At 60.4% G+C, this 22,181-nt stretch carries 20 protein-coding genes and 7 tRNA genes; 19 read left to right on the top strand and 8 right to left on the bottom strand.

Going from position 1 to position 22,181, the window contains the following annotated elements; genetic code table 11:
- Nucleotides 1-133: 133 nt before the first annotated feature.
- Nucleotides 134-2,098, bottom strand: coding sequence for a putative bifunctional diguanylate cyclase/phosphodiesterase (locus KYK33_RS16180; protein ID WP_224431180.1), 1,965 nt, complete (start codon nucleotides 2,096-2,098; stop codon nucleotides 134-136).
- Nucleotides 2,099-2,274: 176 nt separating this feature from the next.
- On the opposite strand from KYK33_RS16180, the gene KYK33_RS16175 reads away from it, so the two are divergent.
- On the top strand, nucleotides 2,275-2,769 hold the full coding sequence (locus KYK33_RS16175) for a hypothetical protein (protein WP_040319391.1): 495 nt from the start codon (nucleotides 2,275-2,277) through the stop codon (nucleotides 2,767-2,769).
- Between the two features lie 123 nt (nucleotides 2,770-2,892).
- Here the strand turns inward: KYK33_RS16175 and KYK33_RS16170 are convergent, their stop codons facing one another.
- Genes KYK33_RS16170 through rsgA form a run of 4 tightly spaced genes read right to left on the bottom strand, consistent with a single transcriptional unit; the run spans nucleotide 2,893 to nucleotide 5,391 of the window.
- A complete protein-coding gene (locus KYK33_RS16170; protein WP_042040972.1) occupies nucleotides 2,893-3,141 on the bottom strand; it encodes a DUF2960 domain-containing protein in 249 nt (82 codons plus the stop codon).
- Nucleotides 3,131-3,427 carry a VF530 family protein gene (locus tag KYK33_RS16165; protein ID WP_224431179.1) on the bottom strand — a complete coding sequence of 99 codons (297 nt, stop codon included), beginning with the start codon at nucleotides 3,425-3,427 and terminating at the stop codon, nucleotides 3,131-3,133. The genes KYK33_RS16170 and KYK33_RS16165 overlap by 11 nt, the downstream gene beginning before the upstream one ends.
- Nucleotides 3,424-4,314, bottom strand: a complete 891-nt coding sequence (asd, locus tag KYK33_RS16160; RefSeq protein ID WP_396021356.1) for an archaetidylserine decarboxylase — start codon at nucleotides 4,312-4,314, stop codon at nucleotides 3,424-3,426. Before asd ends, KYK33_RS16165 begins: the two co-directional genes overlap by 4 nt.
- A 42-nt stretch (nucleotides 4,315-4,356) precedes the next feature.
- Nucleotides 4,357-5,391 carry a small ribosomal subunit biogenesis GTPase RsgA gene (gene rsgA, locus KYK33_RS16155; RefSeq protein ID WP_042040970.1) on the bottom strand — a complete coding sequence of 345 codons (1,035 nt, stop codon included), beginning with the start codon at nucleotides 5,389-5,391 and terminating at the stop codon, nucleotides 4,357-4,359.
- A gap of 93 nt (nucleotides 5,392-5,484) precedes the next feature.
- Here rsgA and orn point away from each other — a divergent pair, with 93 nt between their 5' ends.
- The 9 genes from orn to KYK33_RS16110 all read left to right on the top strand — a co-directional run bounded on the left by orn (nucleotide 5,485) and on the right by KYK33_RS16110 (nucleotide 8,173).
- The gene (gene orn / locus KYK33_RS16150; protein ID WP_042040969.1) at nucleotides 5,485-6,030 is read left to right on the top strand and encodes an oligoribonuclease; all 546 of its coding nucleotides are present in this window, start codon (nucleotides 5,485-5,487) and stop codon (nucleotides 6,028-6,030) included.
- Nucleotides 6,031-6,319: 289 nt separating this feature from the next.
- Nucleotides 6,320-6,395 (top strand) — tRNA-Gly (locus KYK33_RS16145).
- Nucleotides 6,396-6,451: 56 nt separating this feature from the next.
- Nucleotides 6,452-6,527 (top strand) — tRNA-Gly (locus tag KYK33_RS16140).
- Nucleotides 6,528-6,557: 30 nt separating this feature from the next.
- Nucleotides 6,558-6,633 (top strand) — tRNA-Gly (locus tag KYK33_RS16135).
- Nucleotides 6,634-6,681: 48 nt separating this feature from the next.
- Nucleotides 6,682-6,757: transfer RNA gene (locus KYK33_RS16130), tRNA-Gly, on the top strand.
- Nucleotides 6,758-6,794: 37 nt separating this feature from the next.
- A tRNA-Gly gene (locus tag KYK33_RS16125) sits at nucleotides 6,795-6,870 on the top strand.
- 48 nt (nucleotides 6,871-6,918) lie between these two features.
- Nucleotides 6,919-6,994, top strand: a tRNA-Gly gene (locus tag KYK33_RS16120).
- Between the two features lie 37 nt (nucleotides 6,995-7,031).
- Nucleotides 7,032-7,107 (top strand) — tRNA-Gly (locus KYK33_RS16115).
- 205 nt (nucleotides 7,108-7,312) lie between these two features.
- On the top strand, nucleotides 7,313-8,173 hold the full coding sequence (locus KYK33_RS16110; RefSeq protein WP_224431177.1) for a 5'-methylthioadenosine/S-adenosylhomocysteine nucleosidase: 861 nt from the start codon (nucleotides 7,313-7,315) through the stop codon (nucleotides 8,171-8,173).
- 32 nt (nucleotides 8,174-8,205) lie between these two features.
- Here the strand turns inward: KYK33_RS16110 and ppgK are convergent, their stop codons facing one another.
- Nucleotides 8,206-8,976 carry a polyphosphate--glucose phosphotransferase gene (ppgK, locus tag KYK33_RS16105; RefSeq protein ID WP_224431176.1) on the bottom strand — a complete coding sequence of 257 codons (771 nt, stop codon included), beginning with the start codon at nucleotides 8,974-8,976 and terminating at the stop codon, nucleotides 8,206-8,208.
- Between the two features lie 170 nt (nucleotides 8,977-9,146).
- A complete protein-coding gene (queG, locus tag KYK33_RS16100; RefSeq protein ID WP_042041023.1) occupies nucleotides 9,147-10,274 on the bottom strand; it encodes a tRNA epoxyqueuosine(34) reductase QueG in 1,128 nt (375 codons plus the stop codon).
- On the opposite strand from queG, the gene KYK33_RS16095 reads away from it, so the two are divergent.
- The 9 genes from KYK33_RS16095 (at nucleotide 10,273) to hflC (ending at nucleotide 20,644) form a co-directional block, all read left to right on the top strand.
- Nucleotides 10,273-11,904 (top strand): NAD(P)H-hydrate dehydratase, encoded by a 1,632-nt coding sequence (locus tag KYK33_RS16095; RefSeq protein WP_224431175.1) that lies wholly within the window; start codon nucleotides 10,273-10,275, stop codon nucleotides 11,902-11,904. The two genes, queG and KYK33_RS16095, sit on opposite strands and share 2 nt — an antisense overlap.
- Nucleotides 11,889-12,362: a tRNA (adenosine(37)-N6)-threonylcarbamoyltransferase complex ATPase subunit type 1 TsaE gene (tsaE, locus tag KYK33_RS16090; RefSeq protein ID WP_224431174.1), complete on the top strand. Its 474-nt coding sequence runs from the start codon at nucleotides 11,889-11,891 to the stop codon at nucleotides 12,360-12,362. Before KYK33_RS16095 ends, tsaE begins: the two co-directional genes overlap by 16 nt.
- Nucleotides 12,353-13,807 carry an N-acetylmuramoyl-L-alanine amidase gene (locus KYK33_RS16085; protein WP_042040964.1) on the top strand — a complete coding sequence of 485 codons (1,455 nt, stop codon included), beginning with the start codon at nucleotides 12,353-12,355 and terminating at the stop codon, nucleotides 13,805-13,807. The genes tsaE and KYK33_RS16085 overlap by 10 nt, the downstream gene beginning before the upstream one ends.
- 126 nt (nucleotides 13,808-13,933) lie before the next feature.
- A complete protein-coding gene (gene mutL / locus KYK33_RS16080) occupies nucleotides 13,934-15,844 on the top strand; it encodes a DNA mismatch repair endonuclease MutL (protein WP_224431173.1) in 1,911 nt (636 codons plus the stop codon).
- A 97-nt stretch (nucleotides 15,845-15,941) separates the two neighbouring features.
- A complete protein-coding gene (gene miaA, locus KYK33_RS16075) occupies nucleotides 15,942-16,838 on the top strand; it encodes a tRNA (adenosine(37)-N6)-dimethylallyltransferase MiaA (RefSeq protein WP_042041022.1) in 897 nt (298 codons plus the stop codon).
- Between the two features lie 73 nt (nucleotides 16,839-16,911).
- Nucleotides 16,912-17,178, top strand: a complete 267-nt coding sequence (gene hfq, locus KYK33_RS16070; RefSeq protein ID WP_042040962.1) for an RNA chaperone Hfq — start codon at nucleotides 16,912-16,914, stop codon at nucleotides 17,176-17,178.
- A gap of 56 nt (nucleotides 17,179-17,234) precedes the next feature.
- Nucleotides 17,235-18,521, top strand: a complete 1,287-nt coding sequence (gene hflX, locus KYK33_RS16065) for a ribosome rescue GTPase HflX (RefSeq protein ID WP_042040961.1) — start codon at nucleotides 17,235-17,237, stop codon at nucleotides 18,519-18,521.
- An 83-nt stretch (nucleotides 18,522-18,604) separates the two neighbouring features.
- The gene (gene hflK, locus KYK33_RS16060) at nucleotides 18,605-19,756 is read left to right on the top strand and encodes an FtsH protease activity modulator HflK (protein ID WP_224431172.1); all 1,152 of its coding nucleotides are present in this window, start codon (nucleotides 18,605-18,607) and stop codon (nucleotides 19,754-19,756) included.
- 3 nt (nucleotides 19,757-19,759) lie between these two features.
- Nucleotides 19,760-20,644, top strand: coding sequence for a protease modulator HflC (gene hflC, locus KYK33_RS16055; protein WP_042040960.1), 885 nt, complete (start codon nucleotides 19,760-19,762; stop codon nucleotides 20,642-20,644).
- A gap of 348 nt (nucleotides 20,645-20,992) precedes the next feature.
- Here hflC and ispB read toward each other — a convergent pair whose 3' ends face one another.
- Nucleotides 20,993-21,964 (bottom strand): octaprenyl diphosphate synthase, encoded by a 972-nt coding sequence (gene ispB, locus KYK33_RS16050; RefSeq protein ID WP_042040959.1) that lies wholly within the window; start codon nucleotides 21,962-21,964, stop codon nucleotides 20,993-20,995.
- Nucleotides 21,965-22,181: the final 217 nt, after the last annotated feature.

Raw genomic sequence — 22,181 nt, 5'->3', positions numbered from 1 at the left:
GAGGGAAGGCCAAACCGCCGCCATGGAGGGCGCCGGGAGTACAGCAGCTAAAAAAGCGGTCACCCCAGGGTGACCGCTTTTTTAGCTGTGACAGCGCAGGCGGGCGATGAGATGCAGGATGGAGCCCCAGGGCTCAGGTATCGCTCAGGCCGTAACTGCGACCGAACTCCTGAGGGGGCAGGGGGCGGCTGAACAGGTAGCCCTGCAGCCTGTCACAGCCCGCCTCGGTCAACCAGCGGCGCTGCTCCTGGGTCTCGACCCCTTCGGCGGTGATCTGGATACCGAGTTCATGGCCCAGGCCGATGACGGATCGCACTATGGCCGTGGTGGCGGCATTGCTCACCAGATCCCGGGTGAAGCTGCGATCCAGCTTGAGGGTGGCGACTTCGAGGCGCGGCAGATAGGCGAGGGAGCAGTAGCCGGTGCCAAAGTCATCGATGGCAAGCTGGAAGCCAGCCTGGATCAGGCTGGAGAGGTTTTGCTCTATCTCGTCGGCATTCTCCATCAATACCCCTTCGGTAATTTCCAGCTCCAGGGTCGCGGGGGCTATGCCATGGCGCAGGGCGCAGGCCTGGATGCGCTGGCCCAGCTCGGGGTCGCGGAACTGCAGTGGCGAGAGGTTGACCGACAGCATGAGATCTGGCCACACCTGTTGCCAGCGCGCGAGCTGGGCACAGCCTTGCTCGAGCATCAGTTCGCCGAGTCGCCCGATGAGCCCCAGCTCTTCGGCCAGGGGGATAAACTCGTCCGGCGCCACCATGCCAAGGGTTGGGTGGGGCCATCGGCAGAGCAGTTCGGCGCCATGCAGCTTGTCTTGCCTGGCGCAGATGATGGGCTGGTAGACGGCGGTGAGCTCGGCCGAGCGGATCGCCTGGGGCAAGTCGGCGCTGAGCTGCTTGCGGCGTTGCAACTGCTGGTAGAGCTCGGGATCGAACAGGGTGCAGTGCTGCTGCAGGCGCTTGCCTTCGGCCAGGGCGGCCTCGGCATGGCCCAGCAGGCGCTCGGCGTCATTGGCTCGCCCCTGGGCGATGCCAAGGAAGCAGGTGATCTGGATGCGATGCTCTTCGACCTGATAGGGTGCCATCAGCTCCCCTTGCAGGCGCTGGCTCCATTCGGCCAGGGGTTTGTCCAGCTCGGGCAGTAACAGGGCGAAGTCATCGGCGGCGACCCGGCACAGCAAGGCATTGGCCGGAGCCAGGCGTTGCAGGCGCTGAGCGACCTGGTTGAGCAGGCGATCGGCGATGCGGATGCCGAACCTGTCGTTGATCTCGCGAAAATGTTGCAGATCGATGAGCAGCAGACTGGCTGGGCGCCCGCCGAGATGGCGGCTGGTCTGCAGGAAATGGGAGAGTTTGAGCAGGCCGGTGAGGCTGTCGTAATGCTGCTCCTGCTGCAACTGGGCCTGGGTGGTGCGCAGCCCGGTGATGTCGCGACTCAACGTGAGTATCCCGAGGGAGAGGCCGTTGTCGTCTGGCACCTCAACTCTGATGATCTCCAGATGGCGACCCTGCCCCTTGGCATCGAGCAGGCAATATTCACCACGGCCCATGGGCATCTGGGGGGGCAGGTGCTGACGGACGTTCTGGCCCAGCACCTCGCTGGCCTGCAACCCCATGAAATCGAGGAAGGCCTGGTTGCAGTCGAGCACCCGGCCGTCGTGATCCTCGAACCGGATAGGATCCGGTATGGCGTCGAGCAAGCGGCGTTGCAACAGCTGCTGCTGCTTGAAGGTCTGCTCCAGCTCCTTGTGTTGCCCTATCTCGCTCACGACGCCAAACAGCGCGAGAGGGGCTCCCTCCTCGTCGTAGATAGGAACCTTGTGGGTCTCTATCCAGAACTCGTTATCGTCACGCAGGCAGAGCTGTTGCTGGTGCAGCAAGGGCTCACCCCGTGCCAGGATCTGGCTGTCCTCCTCGTGAAATACGTCTCCCCAGGGGAGCTGCGCATCCCTCTTGCCAATGAGCTCGCCCGGATGCGTGGCGCCAGCGTGCAGGGCAAAATGGCGATTGACCAGCAGGTAGCGGCCATCTGCACCCCGGCAGAAAATGCTGATGGGGAGTTGATCTATGATGGCTTGCAACTGATCTGGGGTGAACAAGGTGTGAAGGTGGGCTCAAAGGGCAAGTTTCGAGCAAATCTATGATAGGACACTCTTTTTGTAAAGCCCGCTCGGGCCTCGATCATTTCTTTATTGTCCTGCTGACAGCCGTTGACGCTGGCGCCATAATAGCCGCCGGTTGGCCTATGGCCTCATGATGAGACGAGAAGAGACAGATGAAAAAGATAATGGGGAGCGCCCTGGCGCTGCTGCTGGCAGGCTGTGCAGCGGACAACAATGGTGGTGAGCAGTACCGTTATAACCCGCCGATCGCCAAGGCGACCAATAACACCCAGGAGATGCAGATCCCGGTCGATCTGGTCTGGGCTCGCGCCGAGAAGTGGTTTGCCGACCACGGCCTCAAGATCGAGACCAGCCAGCGTGCCACCGGTCTGATGACGGCCAATGTCGAGAATGCGGCCGATGGTCTGGAGTGGCTCGATTGCGGCACCATGGGATCCAAAGTCGCACTGGGTAACCCCAACTTGCAGATCAACCTGATCGTCACCCAGAGCGGTACCAACAGCGTGGCTACCGTCAACGTCAAGGGCAACACCGAACTGTTCTTCGTCGAAGGTTCTGGTGAGCGGGTTGCCGCGCCTTCCATTACACCCGTTTGCGTCTCGCGCGGTACCCTGGAGCAGGGACTGTTCGCCACCCTGGGTAATTAAGAGGGGGTCTGAACGACCCGGCCCCTTGCGTGGCTGCCTGGCCGAGTCATCAAACAGGCAGGGATGAGAAACGCAGCAATAAAAAAACCGGGCCAAGGCCCGGTTTTTTTATTGTCGCCATGCTCACTCTTCGTCGCGGAAGATGGTGATGGCGGAGAAACCCAGCTCCTTGAAGTGGTTCTCCTGATAATCTTTCACGCTCTTCTTGTCACGGCGGCACACCTGAGCCAACTGGGCCTCCATGGCGTGGAATGCCTTGAGGTCGAGCCCCTCGGCGGCCGCGATGGCATCATAGATGCTGCGGAATTTGTCGTTGGAATAGCCGATTTCCTTGGCCTGACTCTTGTATGTGTAGGTAATTTTAAACGCCATGGGGGCCTTCCTTCTTTTTGGACTGCTTGCGCTGGACGTACAGATAGAGGCTCTCGACCTTTTCCCTTGCCCAGGGGGTCTTGCGCAAAAACTTCAGGCTGGACTTGATGCTGGGATCGTCGGTAAAGCAGCGGATATTGATCTGCTGTCCGAGGGCCTCCCAGCCGTAGTGCGCCACCAGTTCGGTCAGGATCGCCTCCAGGGTCAAGCCATGGAGTGGATTCCTGGGCTGGGCCTTGTCGGCCGCAACCTGGTCGGACTGGGGGTTATCGGTCGGTTCGCTCATGCGTCGCTCGCCAGTTTGGCAAAGGGCTGACCCATGCGGGTAGTGACGCCGGGCGCCAGCGGTGCATCGAAGCTGGCCAGCATGCCGGGGCCAAACAGACAGACCACTGTGCTGCCGAGCTTGAACAACCCCATTTCCGCCCCTTTTTGCAGGGTGATGGCCTCATCGCCGCTGTAGTCCCAACGCACCACTTCTTTCTGTTTGGTCGGTCCTTTCTGCTTAGCTGGCGCAATGTTGCCAGCCCAGATGGTCTCGATGCTGGCGACGATAGTGGCGCCGACCAGCACCAGGGCCATGGGACCATGGGCGGTGCGGAAGGTGGCGACCACCCGCTCATTGCGGGCAAACAGATTCGGCACGTTTTCGGCGGTCAGCGGGTTGACCGAGAAGAGGTCGCCGGGCACGAACACCATGCTCTCCAGCACGCCATCCAGGGGCATATGGATGCGGTGATAGTCCTTGGGGGCCAGATAGATGGTGGCAAAGTCACCATCCTTGAAGGGGGCAACCAGATCCTCATAACCACCCAGCAGCTCGCGGGCACTGTAGTCGTGGCCCTTGGCCTGGATAATACGGCCTTGGTTAATGGGGCCGAGCTGGCTGACGGTACCATCTACCGGCAGGGCCAGGGTCATGGGATCGTCAACCAGGGGACGGATCCCCGGCTTGAGCTCGCGGGTAAAGAAGTGGTTGAAGCTCTTGTAGAACGCGGGCTCTTCATGGAGCGCTTCGCTCATGTCGACCTGGTACTGCTTGATAAAGGCCTCGATCACCTTGGTGGTGAGGTTGCCCGCCTCGGCGGCAGCCAGCTTGCCGAGCAAGCGAGAGAGGGCATGCTTGGGCAGACAATATTGACCGGCAATCTTCAGGTTGTCAGTAATGCTCATGATGTTCATCTGCTCTTTTAATAGAAAGAGGGGTTTAGTGGGTCACAGCCGGGCTTGTTGCCGGCCGTGGCGGGCTTCCTGCATGGTTTCCAGGATGCGGTGATAGTTGTAGAAGCGATCCGCGCTGATGTCGCCCCGCTCGACCGCGGTGCGCAGGGCGCAACCGGGATCCTCCTTGTGGGTGCAGTCGCGAAACTTGCAGCCCCCCAGGTAGTCGCGGAACTCGACGAAGCACCAGGTGATGCGATCGGCTTCCAGATGCCAGAGGGCGAACTCACGGATCCCCGGGGAGTCGATGAGATCGCCGCCACTCGGGAAGTGATAGAGTCGCGCCGTGGTGGTGGTGTGCTGGCCGAGCCCCGAGTTTTCGGAGATCTCGCCTGTCAAGACACCCAGGCCGGGCATCAGGGCATTGGCCAGGGAGGATTTACCCACCCCGGACTGGCCGACGAAGATGCTGATCTTGCCGTTGAACTGGGCCTTGAGCTCCTCGAGCCCCTCACCGCTCTCGCAACTGACCAGGATCACCTGATAGCCGAGTTTGCGGTAGGCGCTCAGTTGGCCATCGATGCGCACGCGGGCGGCGTCATCGAGCATGTCGACCTTGTTCAGCACGATGAGCGGCTGGATCTCGACATCTTCGGCGGCTACCAGATAACGGTCGACGATGTTGGTCGAGAACTCGGGCATCACCGCCGAGACGATGATGATCTGGTCTATGTTGGCGGCGATGGGTTTGACGCCGTCATAGAAATCGGGGCGGGTCAGCACCGAGTGGCGGGGGTGTACCGCCTCTATCACGCCCGGAGTCGCCTCGTTGAGGCCCGGACGCCATACCACACGATCGCCGCATACCAGGCTGGTGATGCTGCTGCGGCGCAGGTTGCTGCGGTGGATGCTGCCATCACTCGCTTCCACGTCCGCATGCTGGCCGAAACGGCTGATCACCATGCCTTCGATAGCCGGGCCGAACAGGGTGTCATCGACCTGGTTGTTGTGCTCTTTTTGCAGCCGCTTGTCGCGGTTGACCTGGACGCGCCTTTGTTGACCCAGATTGAGTTTTGCTTTCTTTGCCACTCGATTCGCCAGTTTATGAACAGATCCAAAGCCAGTATGATACATGCAAATTGGCAAAGTTCCGCCATTCCTCCCAATAGAGAGAGAACAAGCATGAGTGTCAGCGCGCAGAACCTGGTATGGATCGACATGGAGATGACGGGGCTGGACCCGGAACTGAATGTGGTTATCGAGATAGCCACCATCATCACCGACAAGGATCTGAATGTGCTGGCCGAGGGCCCGGTGCTCGCTATTCATCAGAGCGAGGCGGAGTTGGCCAAGATGGATGAGTGGAACGTGCGCACACATACCGGCTCCGGCCTGGTGGCTCGGGTACAGGCGAGCGAGTATGACGAAGCCCGCGCCGTGAAGGAGACCCTCGACTTCATCCGGCAGTGGGTGCCGGAGCGCACCAGCCCGCTGTGCGGCAACAGCATCGGTCAGGATCGCCGCTTCATGGTCAAACACATGGGCGAGCTGGAGGCCTTCTTCCACTATCGCAACATCGATGTCAGCACCATCAAGGAGCTGGTACGCCGCTGGCAGCCCGAGTTGCTGGATCAGTTCACCAAGAGCGGTTCTCACCAGGCGCTGGACGACATTCGCGAGTCCATTGCCGAGCTGCAATTCTACCGCGGCCACGTCTTCAAGATTTAAGGGGCCGCCAGCTGTACCAAGCGGCCAGCGTGGCCGAAGGGTAGTGACAAGGGCGCAGCCCTTGTCAGCGTCAGCGGCGGTTATCCCTCTGCGTGGGGCTGTTTCGATGGCAAGGCAGAGGGGGAGTGGCATCATTGGTTGGGAAAATCGACAGTTCGACCAGCTTTTGAGCGAACGGACTCTGCCCGACAAAAAAGCCCTTGCAATTGATCACTCTGCTCTTATAATTCGGCTCCCGTGTAGTAGCGCAAGCAACCAAATGCTGCACGATTTTTTTATTGATGATTGTGCGGGAATAGCTCAGTTGGTAGAGCACGACCTTGCCAAGGTCGGGGTCGCGAGTTCGAGTCTCGTTTCCCGCTCCAACATCGATTCAAAAAGCAATAGATATGCAGCTGCATCGGTTTCACACCGAGATGATGCGGGAATAGCTCAGTTGGTAGAGCACGACCTTGCCAAGGTCGGGGTCGCGAGTTCGAGTCTCGTTTCCCGCTCCAAGCAGTTGCAGATCGCCAGCAGTACCCGGTGCGGGAATAGCTCAGTTGGTAGAGCACGACCTTGCCAAGGTCGGGGTCGCGAGTTCGAGTCTCGTTTCCCGCTCCAATCGAAGAAAGCCGTGTTTGCAGATGCATCGACGCCAGTCGAATCGATGCGGGAATAGCTCAGTTGGTAGAGCACGACCTTGCCAAGGTCGGGGTCGCGAGTTCGAGTCTCGTTTCCCGCTCCAAGCATCCAAAAACACCGCCATACCAGCAGTACCTGTTGCGGGAATAGCTCAGTTGGTAGAGCACGACCTTGCCAAGGTCGGGGTCGCGAGTTCGAGTCTCGTTTCCCGCTCCAATCGAAGAAAGCCGTGTTTGCAGATGCATCGACGCCAGTCGAATCGATGCGGGAATAGCTCAGTTGGTAGAGCACGACCTTGCCAAGGTCGGGGTCGCGAGTTCGAGTCTCGTTTCCCGCTCCAAGCATCCATAAACACCGTCATACCAGCAGTACCTGTTGCGGGAATAGCTCAGTTGGTAGAGCACGACCTTGCCAAGGTCGGGGTCGCGAGTTCGAGTCTCGTTTCCCGCTCCAATCTCTCCTCGAAGTACCCTTTCCAACCTCTTTTTTCATCCCCGATGTTCAGTTGCCTTGATTACTATTACCCCCATTTTTCAGCTATTTATCACTTCGCTTTGCCATAAAAACGTTTGCTGTTTTGTGCGATAATCCGCGCCCTAGATGGTTGATGGGCCTGCTGCCCATGACCCGAGTACACGAGCAGAGGAGTAGTTTGGCAATGCGTAATCTCACACAGTGGTTCATGGCCTTGATGATGGCCATGAGCATGACGACCCAGGCCCAGTCACTCAGCAGTGTCACTGTGGCCGGCCACGATCATCCTCCTTCGTCTCCCATCCTGATCCAGGGACCCATGCCCATCGAAGCCGAGCACTTTGCCTCCTTGTTGCAAGGGGTGGTGATGGAGCAGGTTGGTCCCTACCTCTTCTACCGGGGGACTCTGAACGGTTACCCGGTGATCGTCAGCCAGACCGGCAAGGGGCTGGAGAACACGGCCGCGGCGACGGCCATCGCCATTGGTCGCTATCACCCCCTGGCCATCATCAACCAGGGCACGGCCGGGGGCCATGACAAGCAGCTCAAGGTGGGTGACATTGTGCTGGGCAAGCGGACCGTCAACATTGGCAATCTGAAGACACCCCAGCGAGCAGAAGGGCAGGGGGTCGATGCGCTGGCGTGGCTGCCGATGGATATCATGGCATCTGCCGGCAGTGCGGGTGGCGACGATGCCAACAAGATCCGTTACTACGAGGGAAGCCAGCCGCTCATCGACATCGCCCGGCAGGTAGCCTATGCCAGGGGGAAGGTCGTCGAAGGGACGGTGGGGTCTGCCAACTTCTGGAACAGCGAGGTAGATCGCATCAACTGGTTCCACCGGGAGTTCGGCACCAGCGTGGAAGAGATGGAAGGGGCGGCAGCGGCGCAGATAGCCGATGCCTTCCAGATCCCTTTCCTCTCGATCCGTATCCTCTCCAACAACCTGACCAATGGCGGCCACTATGATCCGAAAACGGGGGAGGCCTGTCAGCTTTTCGTGAAGGGTGTGGTAGAGCGCTACATCGCAAGCCTGCCCCGATAGGAAGTGCTTGGTCCCGGTAAATCCAAGGCCCCTTACGGGGCCTTTTTTGTCGGTTTCGAACGAGTGGCTGCCTGTTCGGCGGCATAGAGCGCGGCCCCGATGATCCCTGCCTGGTTGAGGCTGGCGGCGGCGATAAGCGGCGCCCGGGTGGCTATCTTGTCGACAAACTTGTCGAGTTTGGCGGCAGTGCCCCCGCCCAGGATGAAGAGATCCGGCGAGAAGAGGAACTCGAGCCGGGCCAGATATTGGTTGAAACGCTTGCCCCACTTGCTCCAGGAGATCTCCTCCCGCTTGCGCGCCGCATCCGAGCAGTAGTGTTCGGCTATCATGCCCTCCAGCATCAGGTGACCCAGTTCGGTATTGGGCAGCAGATGACCCCCCACAAACAGGGCCGTGCCTATGCCGGTACCAACGGTGATCAGGATGACGACCCCATCATGGCCCTGGCCTGCGCCAAACCGCATTTCGGCCAGGCCTGCGGCATCGGCGTCATTGAGCACGAAGCAGGGCTGACCTGTCACTTCGCCAAACAGCCTGGCCGCGTCCGTCTCTATCCAGCTCTTGTCGATATTGGAGGCATTCTTCGCGACCCCGTGGTGTATGGTGGCCGGGAAACCGCAGCCGATGGGGCCCTGCCACTGGAAGTGTTCGACCAGCTGCTTGAGGGCATGGGCGATGGCGGCCGGGGTGGCTGGCTGCGGGGTCGGGATGCGATGGCGTTCGCCGATGAGTTCGCCGCGCTTTGTATCGACCAGGGCCCCCTTGATGCCCGAGCCTCCTATGTCCACACCCAATATCTGCATCTGCTCCGATCCTTATGGTGATGACGCCACACTGGCGGCGCTAAAGCATGGGAAATGTGCGAGGAAACAGCAAGGAGGCCGATCCTCAAGCGTGATCTGTCGCTGATCTCTTGTCGAGCAAGGGCATGGCTACTGGCTCTGATCGCGAGTTCGCAGAGGTGACAGTGAGATTAAGCGTGATCCGGCAGACCCTTTTCGATGCAGCGGATGAGCAGCTTGGTCTTGCGGTTCTCACCCTGCTGACGGGCGGTCAGGCTCGCCACTGCCCAGCTGATGTGCTCGGCCACCATGGGATCGGCGCTTGGCAGGGCTGCGTGCAGGGCGGTGAAGACGGCTTCATCGGCCGGGCCGTTGCCGAGCGCCACTGCCAGGTTGCGGCGCCAGCGTTGATAACCGATGCGGCGGATCGGGCTCCCCTCGGTATTTTTCAGGAAGAGAGCCTCGGACCAGGCCCAGAGATCCAGCAGCTTGGGGCTGTGCAGATTGGCGCGCGGACTGAAGTCAGGCTCGGGGCTGGCATCGGCGTAACGGTTCCAGGGGCAGATGAGCTGGCAGTCATCACAGCCATAGATACGGTTGCCGAGCAGGGGCCTGAGCTCGACAGGAATAGGCTCGTCGCTCTCGATGGTGAGGTAGGAGATGCAGCGCCGCCCATCCACCACATAGGGCGCGATGATGGCACCGGTGGGACAGATGTTGATGCAGGCCACGCACTTGCCGCACTGCTCTTTCTCCACCGGCTGGTCGATGGGCAGCGGCAGGCTCAGCAGGAGTTCGCCGAGGAAGAAGAAGGAACCGGCGGACTCATTGAGCAGAAGTGAGTGTTTGCCAACCCAACCGAGCCCAGCCTTGGCGGCGAGTGGCCGCTCCAGCACGGGGGCCGAGTCGACGAAGGGACGCCAGCCCAGCGCCTCGCAGCGCGCCTCAATCCGCTCACCGAGCTGTTTGAGCCTGGCGCGCAGCAGCTTGTGGTAGTCGCGGCCCAGGGCATAACGGCTGATATAGCCGAGGCTGGGATCGCGCAGGGTCGCGGCGAAACCCGCCTCGAAGGGGAGATAATTCATCCGCACCGACAGCACCCGCAGGGTGCCCGGCAGCAGCTCATGGGGGCGGGCGCGCATCATGCCGTGACGGGCCATGTAGTCCATGGTGCCGTGATAGCCGGCATCGAGCCAGGCCTGCAACCTGGGCTCTTCCTGGTGCAGGTCAGTGTCCGTGATGCCAGCCTGGTCAAATCCTAGCTCGCGTGCCCAGAGCTTGATATCTTGGGCCAGTTTGTCGAAATCGGGAGCCGTCATGATGCAGATCAACAGGGAAGGAGGGGGCAGTTTACCACAGCTCCTCAACGAACCGCGCAGTCATGGCCCACGGCTCCCCAGCGCGCTATGGCGTAGCGAACAAATTCGCCGTGCCGAGGCGGAATTGGCCGCCGCTGCGGGGGTGTCGCTCTATGAGTTGATGGAGCGCGCCGGCACCGCGCTGTTTGATTATGCCAAGGGGCATTGGCCAGCGGCTCATCACTGGTGGATCTTCACCGGCCCCGGCAACAATGGCGGCGATGGCTATGTATTGGCCCGGTTGGCGCAGGCTGCTGGCTTCAGAGTGAGAGTCATCGCCGCGCGGGCCCCGGCACAGCTCAAGGGGGATGCCCATCGGGCCGCGGCCGCTTTCCTGGCGGCGGGGGGTCAGGTTGAACGCTTCGAGGATGTCCATCTGACCCTTGCCGAGCCGGTTTCCCTTCCGGATCTGCTGATAGATGCGCTGCTTGGCAGCGGCGTCCGCTTGCCACTCACGAAGGCGATGACAAGAATTGTCGCAACCATCAATCGTTTGCCCGTGCCGCTGCTGGCCGTGGATCTCCCCTCAGGGCTGGATGCCGATACCGGCCACATCATGGCCAGCCCGGTGCGGGCGACTCGCACTCTCTGCCTGGTCGGGCTCAAGCAGGGGCTGCTCACCGGCCAGGGACCGAGCTGGTGCGGGGAGCTGGATGTGGACCCTCTCGGTCTGGATCTGAGTCATTGGCAAGCGCCCGCCGCCCGACGTATCGATTATCCCGCCCTGGCTCATCTGTTAGTCCCCCGTGCACGCTGCGCCCACAAGGGAGAACAAGGCCGTGTGCTGCTGATTGGCGGCAATCAGGGCATGGCGGGGGCCATCTTGCTGGCAGCCATGGCCTGCCTGCGTACCGGGGCCGGGCTGGTCAAGGTGTGCCAGCATCCGATGAATGTTCCCGCCAGCCAGACCCAGCCCGAGATCATGACATTAGCGCGCGACGCGCTGGTCGGCTCCTCATCGGCGGCAGAGACCCTGCCTGGAGAGAGGCTCCGAGTGGGCGGAGTCAATCCCTGGGGATCAGTACGGGTGCTGGGGCCTGGACTGGGCCTCGATGCCTGGGGCGGGGCCCTGTTCAAGCAGGCTTTGTGCCGGGAGCTGCCACTGGTATTGGATGCAGATGGATTGAATTGGCTGGCGCTACAGCCCCGCCATCAGGATAATTGGGTGCTCACGCCCCATCCCGCCGAGGCAGCCCGCCTGTTGGGTTGCAGCACCGCCGAGGTGGAGGCCGATCGCTTCGCCGCCGTACAGACCCTGCAGGGCACCTATGGCGGCGTCGTGCTGCTCAAGGGGGCAGGTACACTCATCGCGGATGGTAAACAGGTCTGGCTCTGCCATGAGGGGAATCCCGGCATGGCCAGCGGCGGCATGGGTGACCTGTTATCTGGTATAATCGCCGCCCTTTTGGCCCAGGGGCTAGGGGCGCGTGATGCAACCTGCCTGGGCGCAGTGCTCCATGGGGAGGCTGCCGATCTGGCGGCGACAGAAGGGGAGAGAGGCATGCTGGCATCTGACCTGTTGCCATGGATCCGCTTTCTGGCCAATCCCGACACTCCTGACAAGTTAAGAAGACGATGGCAAAACAGTTGATGATAGCGTTGCCGGATGAGGCAGCGACCGTAAATCTGGGTGGTCAGTTGGCGCGCGCCAGCCAAGTAGCGACCACCGTCTTTATGCACGGCACCCTGGGGGCGGGCAAGACGACGCTCACCCGTGGCTGGATCCAGGGACTCGGCCATTCAGGCAAGGTAAAGAGTCCGACTTATACACTGGTCGAGCCCTATGAGCTCGGAGCCTGGCAGGTCTATCACTTTGATTTGTATCGATTGGCAGATCCCGAGGAGCTGGAGTTCATGGGGATCCGTGACTATTTCGGCCCCAACACCCTCTGTCTGGTTGAGTGGCCTGAGAAGGGAGAAGGTTGGTTAGCCGCCCCGGATCTCGAGATTACCCTGACATATGTAGACATGCAGCGCGAGGCCCTGCTGGTGGCCCGTACTGCGATCGGCGAAGCTATTCTGGAACGGTTGCAACCCAAGTGCGTCTGATAATTTCCCTGTGTTTTATTCTGCTTGCCTCACCGACCTGGGCCAATCAGCTCAAGAGTGTGCGGATCTGGCCCTCGCCCGACAACACTCGGGTGGTGCTGGATCTCTCCAGTTCGCCCCAATTCAACTATTTCACCCTGACCGGGCCGGATCGGCTGGTCATCGACCTCAAAGGGGCCAGCAATGGCGCCAATCTGGCCCGGGTCGAGAACAAGAGCGAGCTGGTACGCAAGATCCGCGAGAGCACGCCGGTGGACAAGGGAGGCCTGCGTCTGGTGCTGGATCTCAAGTCGACCATCAAGCCGGTGGTATTTCCATTGGCACCAGCCGGTCCCTATGGCCACCGGCTGGTGATCGATCTCCCCTATGAGGAGAGTTCGGCCCGTCATGCCACGCCAGCCCCCGCGACCCCGGGCAGCAAGGTGATCATCGCCATCGATCCCGGTCACGGCGGTGAGGATCCTGGCTCCATAGGTCCGCGTCGCACCTACGAGAAGCGAGTCACCCTGGCGGTTTCCCAGAAGCTGGCCGCGCTCATCAATCGTGAACCCGGCATGCAGGCGGTGATGACCCGCCGCGGGGACTACTTCGTCGATCTCAATAAACGTTCCGAGATTGCGCGCAAGTCCAAGGCGGATCTGCTGGTCTCGGTGCATGCGGACAGCTTCACCAACCCGCGTCCGCGTGGTGCCTCGGTCTGGGTACTCTCGACCAACAGGGCCAATCGCGAGATGGGCAGCTGGCTGGAGAAGCAGGAGAAGCAGGGCGAGCTGCTGGGTGGTGTGGGCAAGGTGATTGCCGAGTCTGACCCCAATCCCTACTTGGCGCGTACCTTCTTGGATCTCTCCATGGACAAGTCCCGCGCCGAGGGCTATGACGTCAGCCGCATGATCTTGAAAGAGATGGGGCGAGTCGCCCGCCTGCACAAGTCCGCCCCAGAGCATGCCAGTCTGGCAGTGCTCAAGGCGCCGGATATCCCTTCCGTGCTGGTGGAGACGGGCTTTATCTCCAACCACGAAGAGGAGAAGCTGCTGGCCAGCAATGCTTATCAGAATAAGCTGGCCCAGGCGATCTTCCACGGGATCCGCAACTACTACAAGGCGCATCCCGTCAAGGGACACATCATGTCGGGCAAGGTGAGCAGCGCGTCGACGCGCAGCACCCAGCCAGCCGTCAGTCAGGTGGCGCCTGTTAGTCAGTCGGCTCGCAGCGGCGCCCCCGTGGTCAGCGCATCCGGGGCGGGTGTTATCAAGCCGATGACCAGCCTCAGCGGCGCGAATACCATCGACAAGCAGCGCAGCATCAGACACGTGGTGACCCGCGGCGAGAGCCTGTCACGGCTTGCCGAGCGCCACGGCATCTCCATGTCCCGGCTTGCTAAATACAACAATCTGAAATCCAACGAGATCCAGATTGGGCAGGTGCTCTACATACCCAAAGGATAAGCGATGCAGATCCGTATTTTGCCTCCTATTCTCGCCAACCAGATAGCCGCTGGCGAGGTGGTTGAGCGCCCCTCCGTCGTGGTGCAGGTACCTGGATTCCCCAGGTTCAACAATCAGGAGTAAGCGATGCCGATCCGTATTTTGCCCGCTCTCCTCGCCAACCAGATAGCAGCGGGCGAGGTAGTGGAACGCCCCTCCTCCGTCGTCAAGGAGCTGGTCGAGAACAGCCTGGATGCGGGGGCTAACCGGATCGAGATCGACATAGACAAAGGGGGCACCAAGCTGATCCGCATCCGTGACAACGGCTGCGGCGTGCCCAAGGATGAGCTGGTGCTGGCCTTGTCACGGCACGCGACCTCCAAGGTGGCGACCCTGGATGATCTGGAAGGGATCAACAGCCTCGGATTTCGGGGAGAGGCGCTCGCCTCCATCAGTTCAGTCTCCCGGCTCAGTTTCACCTCGCGTACTCAGGAACAGTCCGAAGCCTGGCAGGCCGAGGCAGAGGGGCGGGAGATGAATGTCACCATCAGACCCGCCGCCCATCCCGTCGGCACCACGGTCGAGGTGGTGGATCTCTTCTTCAATACCCCGGCGCGGCGCAAGTTCATGCGCAGCGAAAAGACCGAGTTTGCTCACATCGATGAGCTGGTGCGCCGCATCGCCCTGTCGCGCTTCGATATCACCCTGCTGCTGCGCCACAATGACAAGCTGGTGCGCCAGTATCGCGCTGCCAGTTCGGTGCAAGAGCAGGAGCGCCGCCTCGCCGCCGTGTGCGGCACCCCCTTCATGCACCATGCCCTCGCCATCGAGAGCGAGCACAGCGACGTGCGACTGCGCGGCTGGTTGGCGACCCCGGCCGGGGCCAGGCCGCAGAATGATCTGCAATACACCTATGTCAACGGCCGCATGATGCGCGACAAGCTGATCAATCACGCCATCCGCCAGGCCTATGACGAGCTGCTGGGACCGGATCGCTTTGCCGCCTACGTGCTCTATATCGAGCTGGATCCCCGTCAGGTGGACGTCAATGTACACCCCGCCAAGCACGAGGTGCGTTTTCATCAGGCGCGGCTCATCCACGACTTCATCTATCAGGCGCTGTTTAGCGCCCTGCACCAGGCCGACCGTCAGGAGCCTCTGGCGATGAGTGAGGTGAGCCTGCCGACCACGGCGCCCGACTATCCGGGGCAAGCGGCGCGCACCGACTGGTATGGGGCAGAACACGGCTATCGTGCCCCCACCGAGGTGCGGGAGGGGGCCCGCCAGGGCGGATCTGATGGCATCATGGGCAGCGACCGTCCCGCTAGTCAGCCGCGCACGACCTTGGCCAGGGGGCAGGGCTCTCATGGTGGGGAGCTGCCGCAGGCCCCCACTCGGGAGGCGCTGCGTGGCATGGAGGCCCTGTTGACGACCTTGCCCGCTCTCCAGGCGCCACCTCAGACCAGCACGGCGTCCCGGGATGAAGCGCACGCCGAGGGCACCGCTCGGGCCCTGACGTTGGTGGAGGGACGTTATCTGCTGCTCGAGCAGGGAGGCGGGCTCGCTCTGCTGCGAGTGGTTGTGGCCGAACGGCGCCTGCTGCGCCACTGGCTGCTCGAAGGTTGGGGGCAGGGGCTGGCCGCCCAGCCGCTGCTGCTGCCCGTCGCCTTTAAATTGCCCAAATCCCTCCATGGGGTGGCCGCCGAACAGGAAAAGCTGCTCAAACGCATGGGACTCGAGTTGAAAAGCGGTGGTCGCGACACCATGATCCTGACTCGGGTGCCGGCGCTGCTGCGCCAGACTGATCTGGCCCGTTTGCTGCCCGAGCTGCTGCAACTCCTCGAAGGGTTGAGTGCTGCCAGCAACGAGGAGCAGGCTCAGGTGCTCTGTCAGTGGCTGGTCGAACAAGGCTTGGCCAGTGACAAGCAATATGACTTTGCCACTGCCACTCGCCTGCTTGGTGAGCTGATGAGTCAACTGGGTGATCCGCGTGGTGACAAGGGGCTGCTGCGCCCCCTCTCTCTGGCCGCGGCCCTGGCCGAGTTTGAGGAAGAGTGAAGCCACTCGCAGCTGACTTGCATGGGGCAACCCCCCCATTTTTAGCGTTTTGTGAAAGGAATTGACCGTGACTGACTTGCCGACTGCCATTTTTCTGATGGGGCCTACCGCCTCCGGCAAGACGGATCTCGCCATCGAACTGTGCCAGACCCTGCCCTGCGACATCATCAGCGTGGATTCCGCGCTCATCTATCGCGGCATGGACATCGGCACCGCCAAACCGAGTGTCGACGAGCTCAGGCTCGCCCCCCATCGATTGATCGATATTCTGGATCCGGCGCTGAGTTACTCGGCGGCGGATTTTTGCCGTGATGCCTTGCGCGAAATGGACGAGATTGCCAGTCGTGGCCGCATTCCCTTGCTGGTCGGCGGCACCATGCTCTATTTCAAGGCGCTGCTGGAGGGGCTCTCTCCGCTGCCCTCGGCCGACCCCGTCATTCGCGCCGGCATTGAGGCCGATGCGGCCCGGCTGGGCTGGCAGGCCCTGCACGACGAGCTGGTGCGTATCGATCCTGTGGCCGGGGCGCGTATTCATCCCAATGATCCCCAGCGGCTGAGCCGGGCCCTCGAGGTCTATCGCATCAGCGGCAAGACCCTCACCGAGCTGACTCAGGTGCAGGGGGAGGGGTTGCCCTATCGGGTGCATCAATTTGCCATTGCCCCGACCGAGAGGGCTCAGCTGCATGAGCGGATCGAGCAGCGTTTCGATCTCATGCTGGCCCGAGGGTTCGAGAACGAGGTCAGGGCCCTGCGCGCACGGGGGGATCTGACGCCGGACCTACCCTCAATTCGCTGCGTTGGCTACCGCCAAATGTGGGACTACCTGGCCGGGGAACTGGGGTATGATGAGATGCGTTATCGTGGCATCGTTGCCACTCGTCAGCTTGCTAAACGGCAAATGACCTGGTTGAGGGGATGGCCTGAGGTCACCTGGTTGGGATCTGGTGAGTCTGACAACCTCGCCAGGGTCATTGCCTGCGCTGGTGCGGCTTGACACTCCCTGTATAATCAGGTTGTTATAGTGATATCCGGTGTTTAAAAACAACAAACTATAAGGAAAAAAGAAGATGGCTAAGGGGCAATCACTCCAAGACCCGTTTTTGAATGCGCTGCGCCGTGAGCGGATTCCTGTTTCTATCTATTTGGTGAACGGCATCAAACTGCAGGGTCAAATCGAATCTTTCGACCAATTCGTCATTTTGCTCAAGAACACCGTCAGCCAGATGGTCTACAAGCATGCCATCTCCACCGTGGTGCCGGCTCGTGCCGTCAATCATCATCAGCATACCGCCACTGGTCAGGGTGATGAGCCGTCAGGTGACAGTGAGGAGTGAGTCCAAGCGGCGAGCCAGCTCGCCATGCCTCATGAGTCCAGTTAAGGAGCAAGCGCTTGTTTGACCGTTATGAAGCAGGCGAACAGGCTGTGCTGGTGCATGTCAACTTCAGTGATGAAGGGGAACGTGAGGATCTCGAAGAGCTCAAGCTGTTGGTGAGCTCTGCCGGGGTCAACATGTTGGGCGTCGTCACCACCAGTCGCAGTGCGCCCAGCGCCAAGTTCTTTGTCGGCAGCGGCAAGGCGGAAGAGATCGCCTCCGAGGTGCAAGCCCTGGGGGCGGATGTGGTGATCTTCAACCATGCCCTGACCCCTGCCCAGGAGCGCAACCTGGAGCGCTTGTTCCAATGCCGGGTCGTCGACAGAACCGGCCTCATTCTCGATATCTTCGCCCAGCGCGCCCGTACCCATGAAGGCAAGCTGCAAGTCGAACTGGCCCAGTTGCGCCACCTCTCTACCCGACTGATCCGTGGCTGGACTCACCTTGAGCGCCAGAAGGGCGGTATCGGCCTGCGTGGCCCGGGTGAAACCCAGCTTGAAACCGATCGTCGTCTGTTGCGTGAACGCATCAAGGCCATCTTGCGTCGGCTCGACAAGGTCGCCAAGCAGCGGGAACAGGGCCGTCGTGCCCGCAATCGCAATGAAGTACCAACCGTTTCTCTGGTGGGTTATACCAACGCCGGAAAATCCACTTTGTTCAACCAACTTACAGATGCCAGCGTGTATGCTGCCGATCAGTTGTTCGCAACTCTGGACCCGACGCTGCGTAAAGTGGAGATCCGGGACGTAGGAGATGTGATACTGGCGGACACGGTAGGCTTTATTCGACACCTTCCTCATGATCTGGTCGCGGCCTTCAAGGCGACCCTGCAAGAGACCCGGGAGGCTGACCTGCTACTGCATGTGGTGGATTGCGCCGACGAGCAGATGCAGGAGAATATTGACGCCGTGCAGCGGGTCTTGGTCGAGATCGAGTCCGATGATCGCCCCCAGCTGATGATCTGTAACAAGATTGACAAGCTGAGCGATCGCCCCGCCATGCTGGAGCGTGACGATGAGGGCCGACCGGTACGGGTTTGGCTCTCCGCCCAGACGGGTGAAGGCCGCGAACTCTTGTTCCAGGCCCTGACCGAATTGTTGGCTGGCACCATGGTGCACCACAGGTTGCAGTTGCCACCCTCGGCCGCCCGGTTGCGCAGTACCCTCTATCGCCTCAAAGGGATAGAGCAGGAAGGTTTTAGCGAGGAGGGGGATTTCGTGCTGGAAGTCCGCTTGCAAGTGGCCGACTGGAACCGCCTCGTGAAGCAAGAAGGTGAAGTTTTACAACGCTTTATCATGCATTGATCCATCACATGGGCTACTGAGCCTGGTGGACTGATTGCCGATAGAGATGACATCCATTCGCAAGTATTTAAATGGAGATGCTGATGGCTTGGAATGAGCCTGGTAACAACGGCAAAGACCGTGACCCTTGGGGGAATAACGGCAAGACTCAGGGACCCCCTGATCTGGACGAGATGCTGCGCAAGGTCAGCCGTCGCTTCGGCGGTCTGTTTGGCGGCGGTGGTAAATCCGGTGGTGAGATAGGCAAGTTCGGCCTCTCCATCGCCCTGCTGGTCGCCGTGGTGGTGTGGGTCGTCAGCGGCTTCTATACCATTCGCGAGGCCGAGCGTGGCGTGGTGCTGCGTTTTGGGGAGTACTCCCATAACGTGGATCCGGGTCTGCGCTGGAAACCGACCTTCATCGACAGGGTGATCCCGGTGGATGTGGAATCGGTACGCTCCCTGCCAGCCTCTGGTTTCATGTTGACTCAGGACGAGAACGTGGTCCGGGTCGAGATGGACGTGCAGTATCGCATCGTCGATCCCCAGGCCTATCTGTTTAGCGTGACCAATGCCGACGAGAGTCTGAGCCAGGCCACCGACAGTGCCCTGCGCTACGTGGTGGGTCACACCAAGATGGATGATGTCCTGACCACGGGTCGGGAAAAGGTTCGTCAGGAGACCTGGCAGGTGATCGATGGCATCATCGAGCCCTACCAGATGGGTCTGCAAATCGTCGACGTCAACTTCCTGCCGGCGCGTCCGCCAGAAGAAGTGAAAGATGCCTTCGATGATGCCATCTCCGCTCAGGAAGATGAGCAGCGCTTCATCCGTGAAGCGGAAGCCTATGCCCGTGAAGTGGAGCCAAAGGCTCGCGGCTCGGTCAAACGTCTGGAACAGGAAGCCGAAGGCTACAAGTCCCAGATTGTGCTGAAGGCCAAGGGTGAAGTTGCACGCTTCAATGAGCTGCTGCCCCAGTATCAGGCCGCCCCCGAGTTGACTCGTGAGCGTATCTACCTGGAAACCATGGAAGAGCTCTATCAGCAGACCAACAAGGTGCTGGTCGACATGCCTGCTGGCAACAACAGCATGATCTATCTGCCCCTCGACAAGCTGTCTGGCAAGGCGAATGCGGTGCAACCGGCCCGTCCGGCTGGCACTCCTGCGGTGGAACCGGCTCAGCCGTCCAACGAAGGGGCCAACTCCACTCCGACGCCGCTGCGTAGCGGTGACCGTTTCAGCACAGGGAGAAACTGATAGATGAATAAGATAGCTATTGGTGTCATCGCTGTGGCTGCCATGGTCTGCTTCTCTTCCGTCTTCATCGTCGATGAAGGGCAGAAAGGGATAGTGGTACAGTTTGGCAAGGTGAAGCGAGTCGATTCCGGTGAGCCTCGTCTCTTCGAGCCAGGCTTGCACTTCAAGGTGCCGGTGATCGACCAGGTTCGCAAGATGGATGCTCGCATCCAGACTCTGGAAGGCCAGGCGGATCGCTTCGTCACCTCGGAGAAGAAAGATCTCATCATCGACTCCTACGTGAAGTGGAAGATCGAGGACTTCTCCAAGTACTACCTGGCAACGGGTGGTGGCAACAAGATCCAGGCCGAAGACCTGCTCAAGCGCAAGATCAACAACGGCCTGCGTTCCGAGATAGGTAATCGCACCATCAAGGACATCGTCTCCGGTGAACGCAGTACCGTGATGGAAGATGCCCTGATGAAGATGGCGCGCTCTTCCGAGCTCGGTATCAAGGTGGTGGATGTGCGCATCAAGCAGATCAACCTGCCGGTGGAAGTCTCCAACTCCATCTATCAGCGGATGCGTGCCGAGCGGACTGCCGTGGCCCGTGAGCATCGCTCCCAGGGTCGCGAGCAGGCTGAAATCCTGCGTGCTGACATCGACCGCAAGGTGACCGTCATGATCGCCGACGCCGACAGTAATGCGCGTCAGCTGCGTGGTGAAGGGGATGCGGAAGCCGCCAAGATCTATGCCGACAGCTACAAGAAAGACCCCGAGTTTTTCAGCTTCGTGCGTAGCATGGAGGCCTATCGCAAGAGCTTCGCCGGCGGCAACGACCTGATGGTCCTGAAGCCGGACAGCGAGTTCTTCCGCTACCTCAAGTCGCCGGAAGGCAACAAGCAGTAAGCTTGTTAGTCCCATGTCGTTATGTAAAAGGGCCCGTGAGGGCCCTTTTCTATGGCTGGGATTTAACGCCGGTTTAGGCCGACAGATGTGATGATGCTCAGCTGGGGGAGGCCACTGCCACTGACCTATGACGTGTTCGTAAAGGCGCTGGTAAATGGAGGGGACAAGTAGGGCCAGGGGATGACGTGCTTGGGCAGCAGCTGCGGTAGAACAAAGGCCAAGGACGCTCTTGAGCAGAGGGTGGGCTGAGCGATGAAGACAGGGTCTGTCTCTTCTCCACCCTGGTGCATATCAACCAATAAAAAAGAGGCCATCAGGCCTCTCTTTTATTGGTCACGGCGCCAGCATTCAGGCGCTGCGCTGTACTGCCATCTGGGCCAGCTGGATCAGGGCCTGACGATGTTGTGAGTCCGGCAGCACCATGAGTGCCGCTATGGCCTTGTCGGCCTCCTCGCGGGCGCGTTGGCGGGAGTAGTCGAGCGCCCCTGTGCCATCCAGAATGGTGAGGATCTCGTCCAGATGCTCCATGCCGTTACGGTGTTCTATCGCATCACGGATGCGCTGACGCTGGGCCGGCGTCCCCACTTCCATGGCACGCAGCAGCGGCAGGGTCGGTTTGCCTTCAGCGAGATCGTCGCCGACATTCTTGCCCATCTCATCACTCTGAGAGCAGTAGTCCATGACGTCATCGATGATCTGGAAGGCGGTACCCAGATACTTGCCGTAATCGGTCATGGCCGCCTCTATGCGGGCATCTTGCTGGGTCAGCACGGCAGCGAGTCGGGTCGCGGCCTCAAACAGCTTGGCGGTCTTGCAATAGATGACCGTCATATAGCTCTGTTCTGTTGTGTCGGGATCGTTGCAGTTCATCAACTGCAGCACCTCGCCCTCGGCGATGGTGTTGGTGGCGTCGGACAGGATCTCCATCACGCGCAGGTCGGCGAGTTCGGCCATCATCTGGAAGGAGCGGCTGTAGAGATAGTCACCGACCAACACGCTGGCCGCATTGCCGAACATGGCATTGGCGGTCTCCCGGCCACGGCGCAGGTCGGATTCATCGACCACGTCGTCGTGCAGCAGGGTCGAGGTATGGATGAACTCTATGATGGCAGCCAGCTTGAGGTGATCTTCTCCCTCATAACCCAGTGCTCTTGCAGCCATGACGGTCAGCATGGGACGCATCCGTTTGCCGCCTGCACTGACGATATAGAAGCCCAGCTGATTGATCAGACTGACCTCGGACTGAAGTCGGGCCAGGATCAGCTCATTGACCGCCGTCATGTCGGCGGCACAGAGCGCTCGAATAGTCTGTTGGTCCATAGATCTCGTAACGTGACGGGCAGCAATGTCTGCAGTTTTAGTAATGGCGGGGATTCTACACGATTTCACAATGGGTTACAGTGAAGCGTTTATTCACGGCTCGGCACGTGCGCACAAAATAAACTTTTTGCTAAATTGGTCTTGCCTGAACAGATCGATGTGCGTAGAATGCCGGCCCATTGTTATAGGTTTTTGTGCGGGTCTGGCCTTGAGCAAA

It is taken from the genome of Aeromonas rivuli (assembly GCF_020149575.1).
GTDB classification, from domain to species: Bacteria; Pseudomonadota; Gammaproteobacteria; order Enterobacterales; family Aeromonadaceae; genus Aeromonas; species Aeromonas rivuli.
This window is presented reverse-complemented; position numbering and strand designations above follow the sequence as displayed.

Bases quoted from the DNA above. Each gene is read 5' to 3' on its own strand.
- ispB (WP_042040959.1), bottom strand. From the start codon at position 21,964: ATGGACCAACAGACTATTCGAGCGCTCTGTGCCGCCGACATGACGGCG.
- hfq (WP_042040962.1), top strand. From the start codon at position 16,912: ATGGCTAAGGGGCAATCACTCCAAGACCCGTTTTTGAATGCGCTGCGC.
- asd (WP_396021356.1), bottom strand. From the start codon at position 4,314: ATGAGCATTACTGACAACCTGAAGATTGCCGGTCAATATTGTCTGCCC.
- mutL (WP_224431173.1), top strand. From the start codon at position 13,934: ATGCCGATCCGTATTTTGCCCGCTCTCCTCGCCAACCAGATAGCAGCG.
- orn (WP_042040969.1), top strand. From the start codon at position 5,485: ATGAGTGTCAGCGCGCAGAACCTGGTATGGATCGACATGGAGATGACG.
- KYK33_RS16095 (WP_224431175.1), top strand. From the start codon at position 10,273: ATGATGCAGATCAACAGGGAAGGAGGGGGCAGTTTACCACAGCTCCTC.
- KYK33_RS16170 (WP_042040972.1), bottom strand. From the start codon at position 3,141: ATGGCGTTTAAAATTACCTACACATACAAGAGTCAGGCCAAGGAAATC.
- KYK33_RS16110 (WP_224431177.1), top strand. From the start codon at position 7,313: ATGCGTAATCTCACACAGTGGTTCATGGCCTTGATGATGGCCATGAGC.
- hflC (WP_042040960.1), top strand. From the start codon at position 19,760: ATGAATAAGATAGCTATTGGTGTCATCGCTGTGGCTGCCATGGTCTGC.
- tsaE (WP_224431174.1), top strand. From the start codon at position 11,889: ATGGCAAAACAGTTGATGATAGCGTTGCCGGATGAGGCAGCGACCGTA.
- KYK33_RS16175 (WP_040319391.1), top strand. From the start codon at position 2,275: ATGAAAAAGATAATGGGGAGCGCCCTGGCGCTGCTGCTGGCAGGCTGT.
- queG (WP_042041023.1), bottom strand. From the start codon at position 10,274: ATGACGGCTCCCGATTTCGACAAACTGGCCCAAGATATCAAGCTCTGG.
- KYK33_RS16165 (WP_224431179.1), bottom strand. From the start codon at position 3,427: ATGAGCGAACCGACCGATAACCCCCAGTCCGACCAGGTTGCGGCCGAC.
- miaA (WP_042041022.1), top strand. From the start codon at position 15,942: ATGGGGCCTACCGCCTCCGGCAAGACGGATCTCGCCATCGAACTGTGC.
- ppgK (WP_224431176.1), bottom strand. From the start codon at position 8,976: ATGCAGATATTGGGTGTGGACATAGGAGGCTCGGGCATCAAGGGGGCC.
- hflK (WP_224431172.1), top strand. From the start codon at position 18,605: ATGGCTTGGAATGAGCCTGGTAACAACGGCAAAGACCGTGACCCTTGG.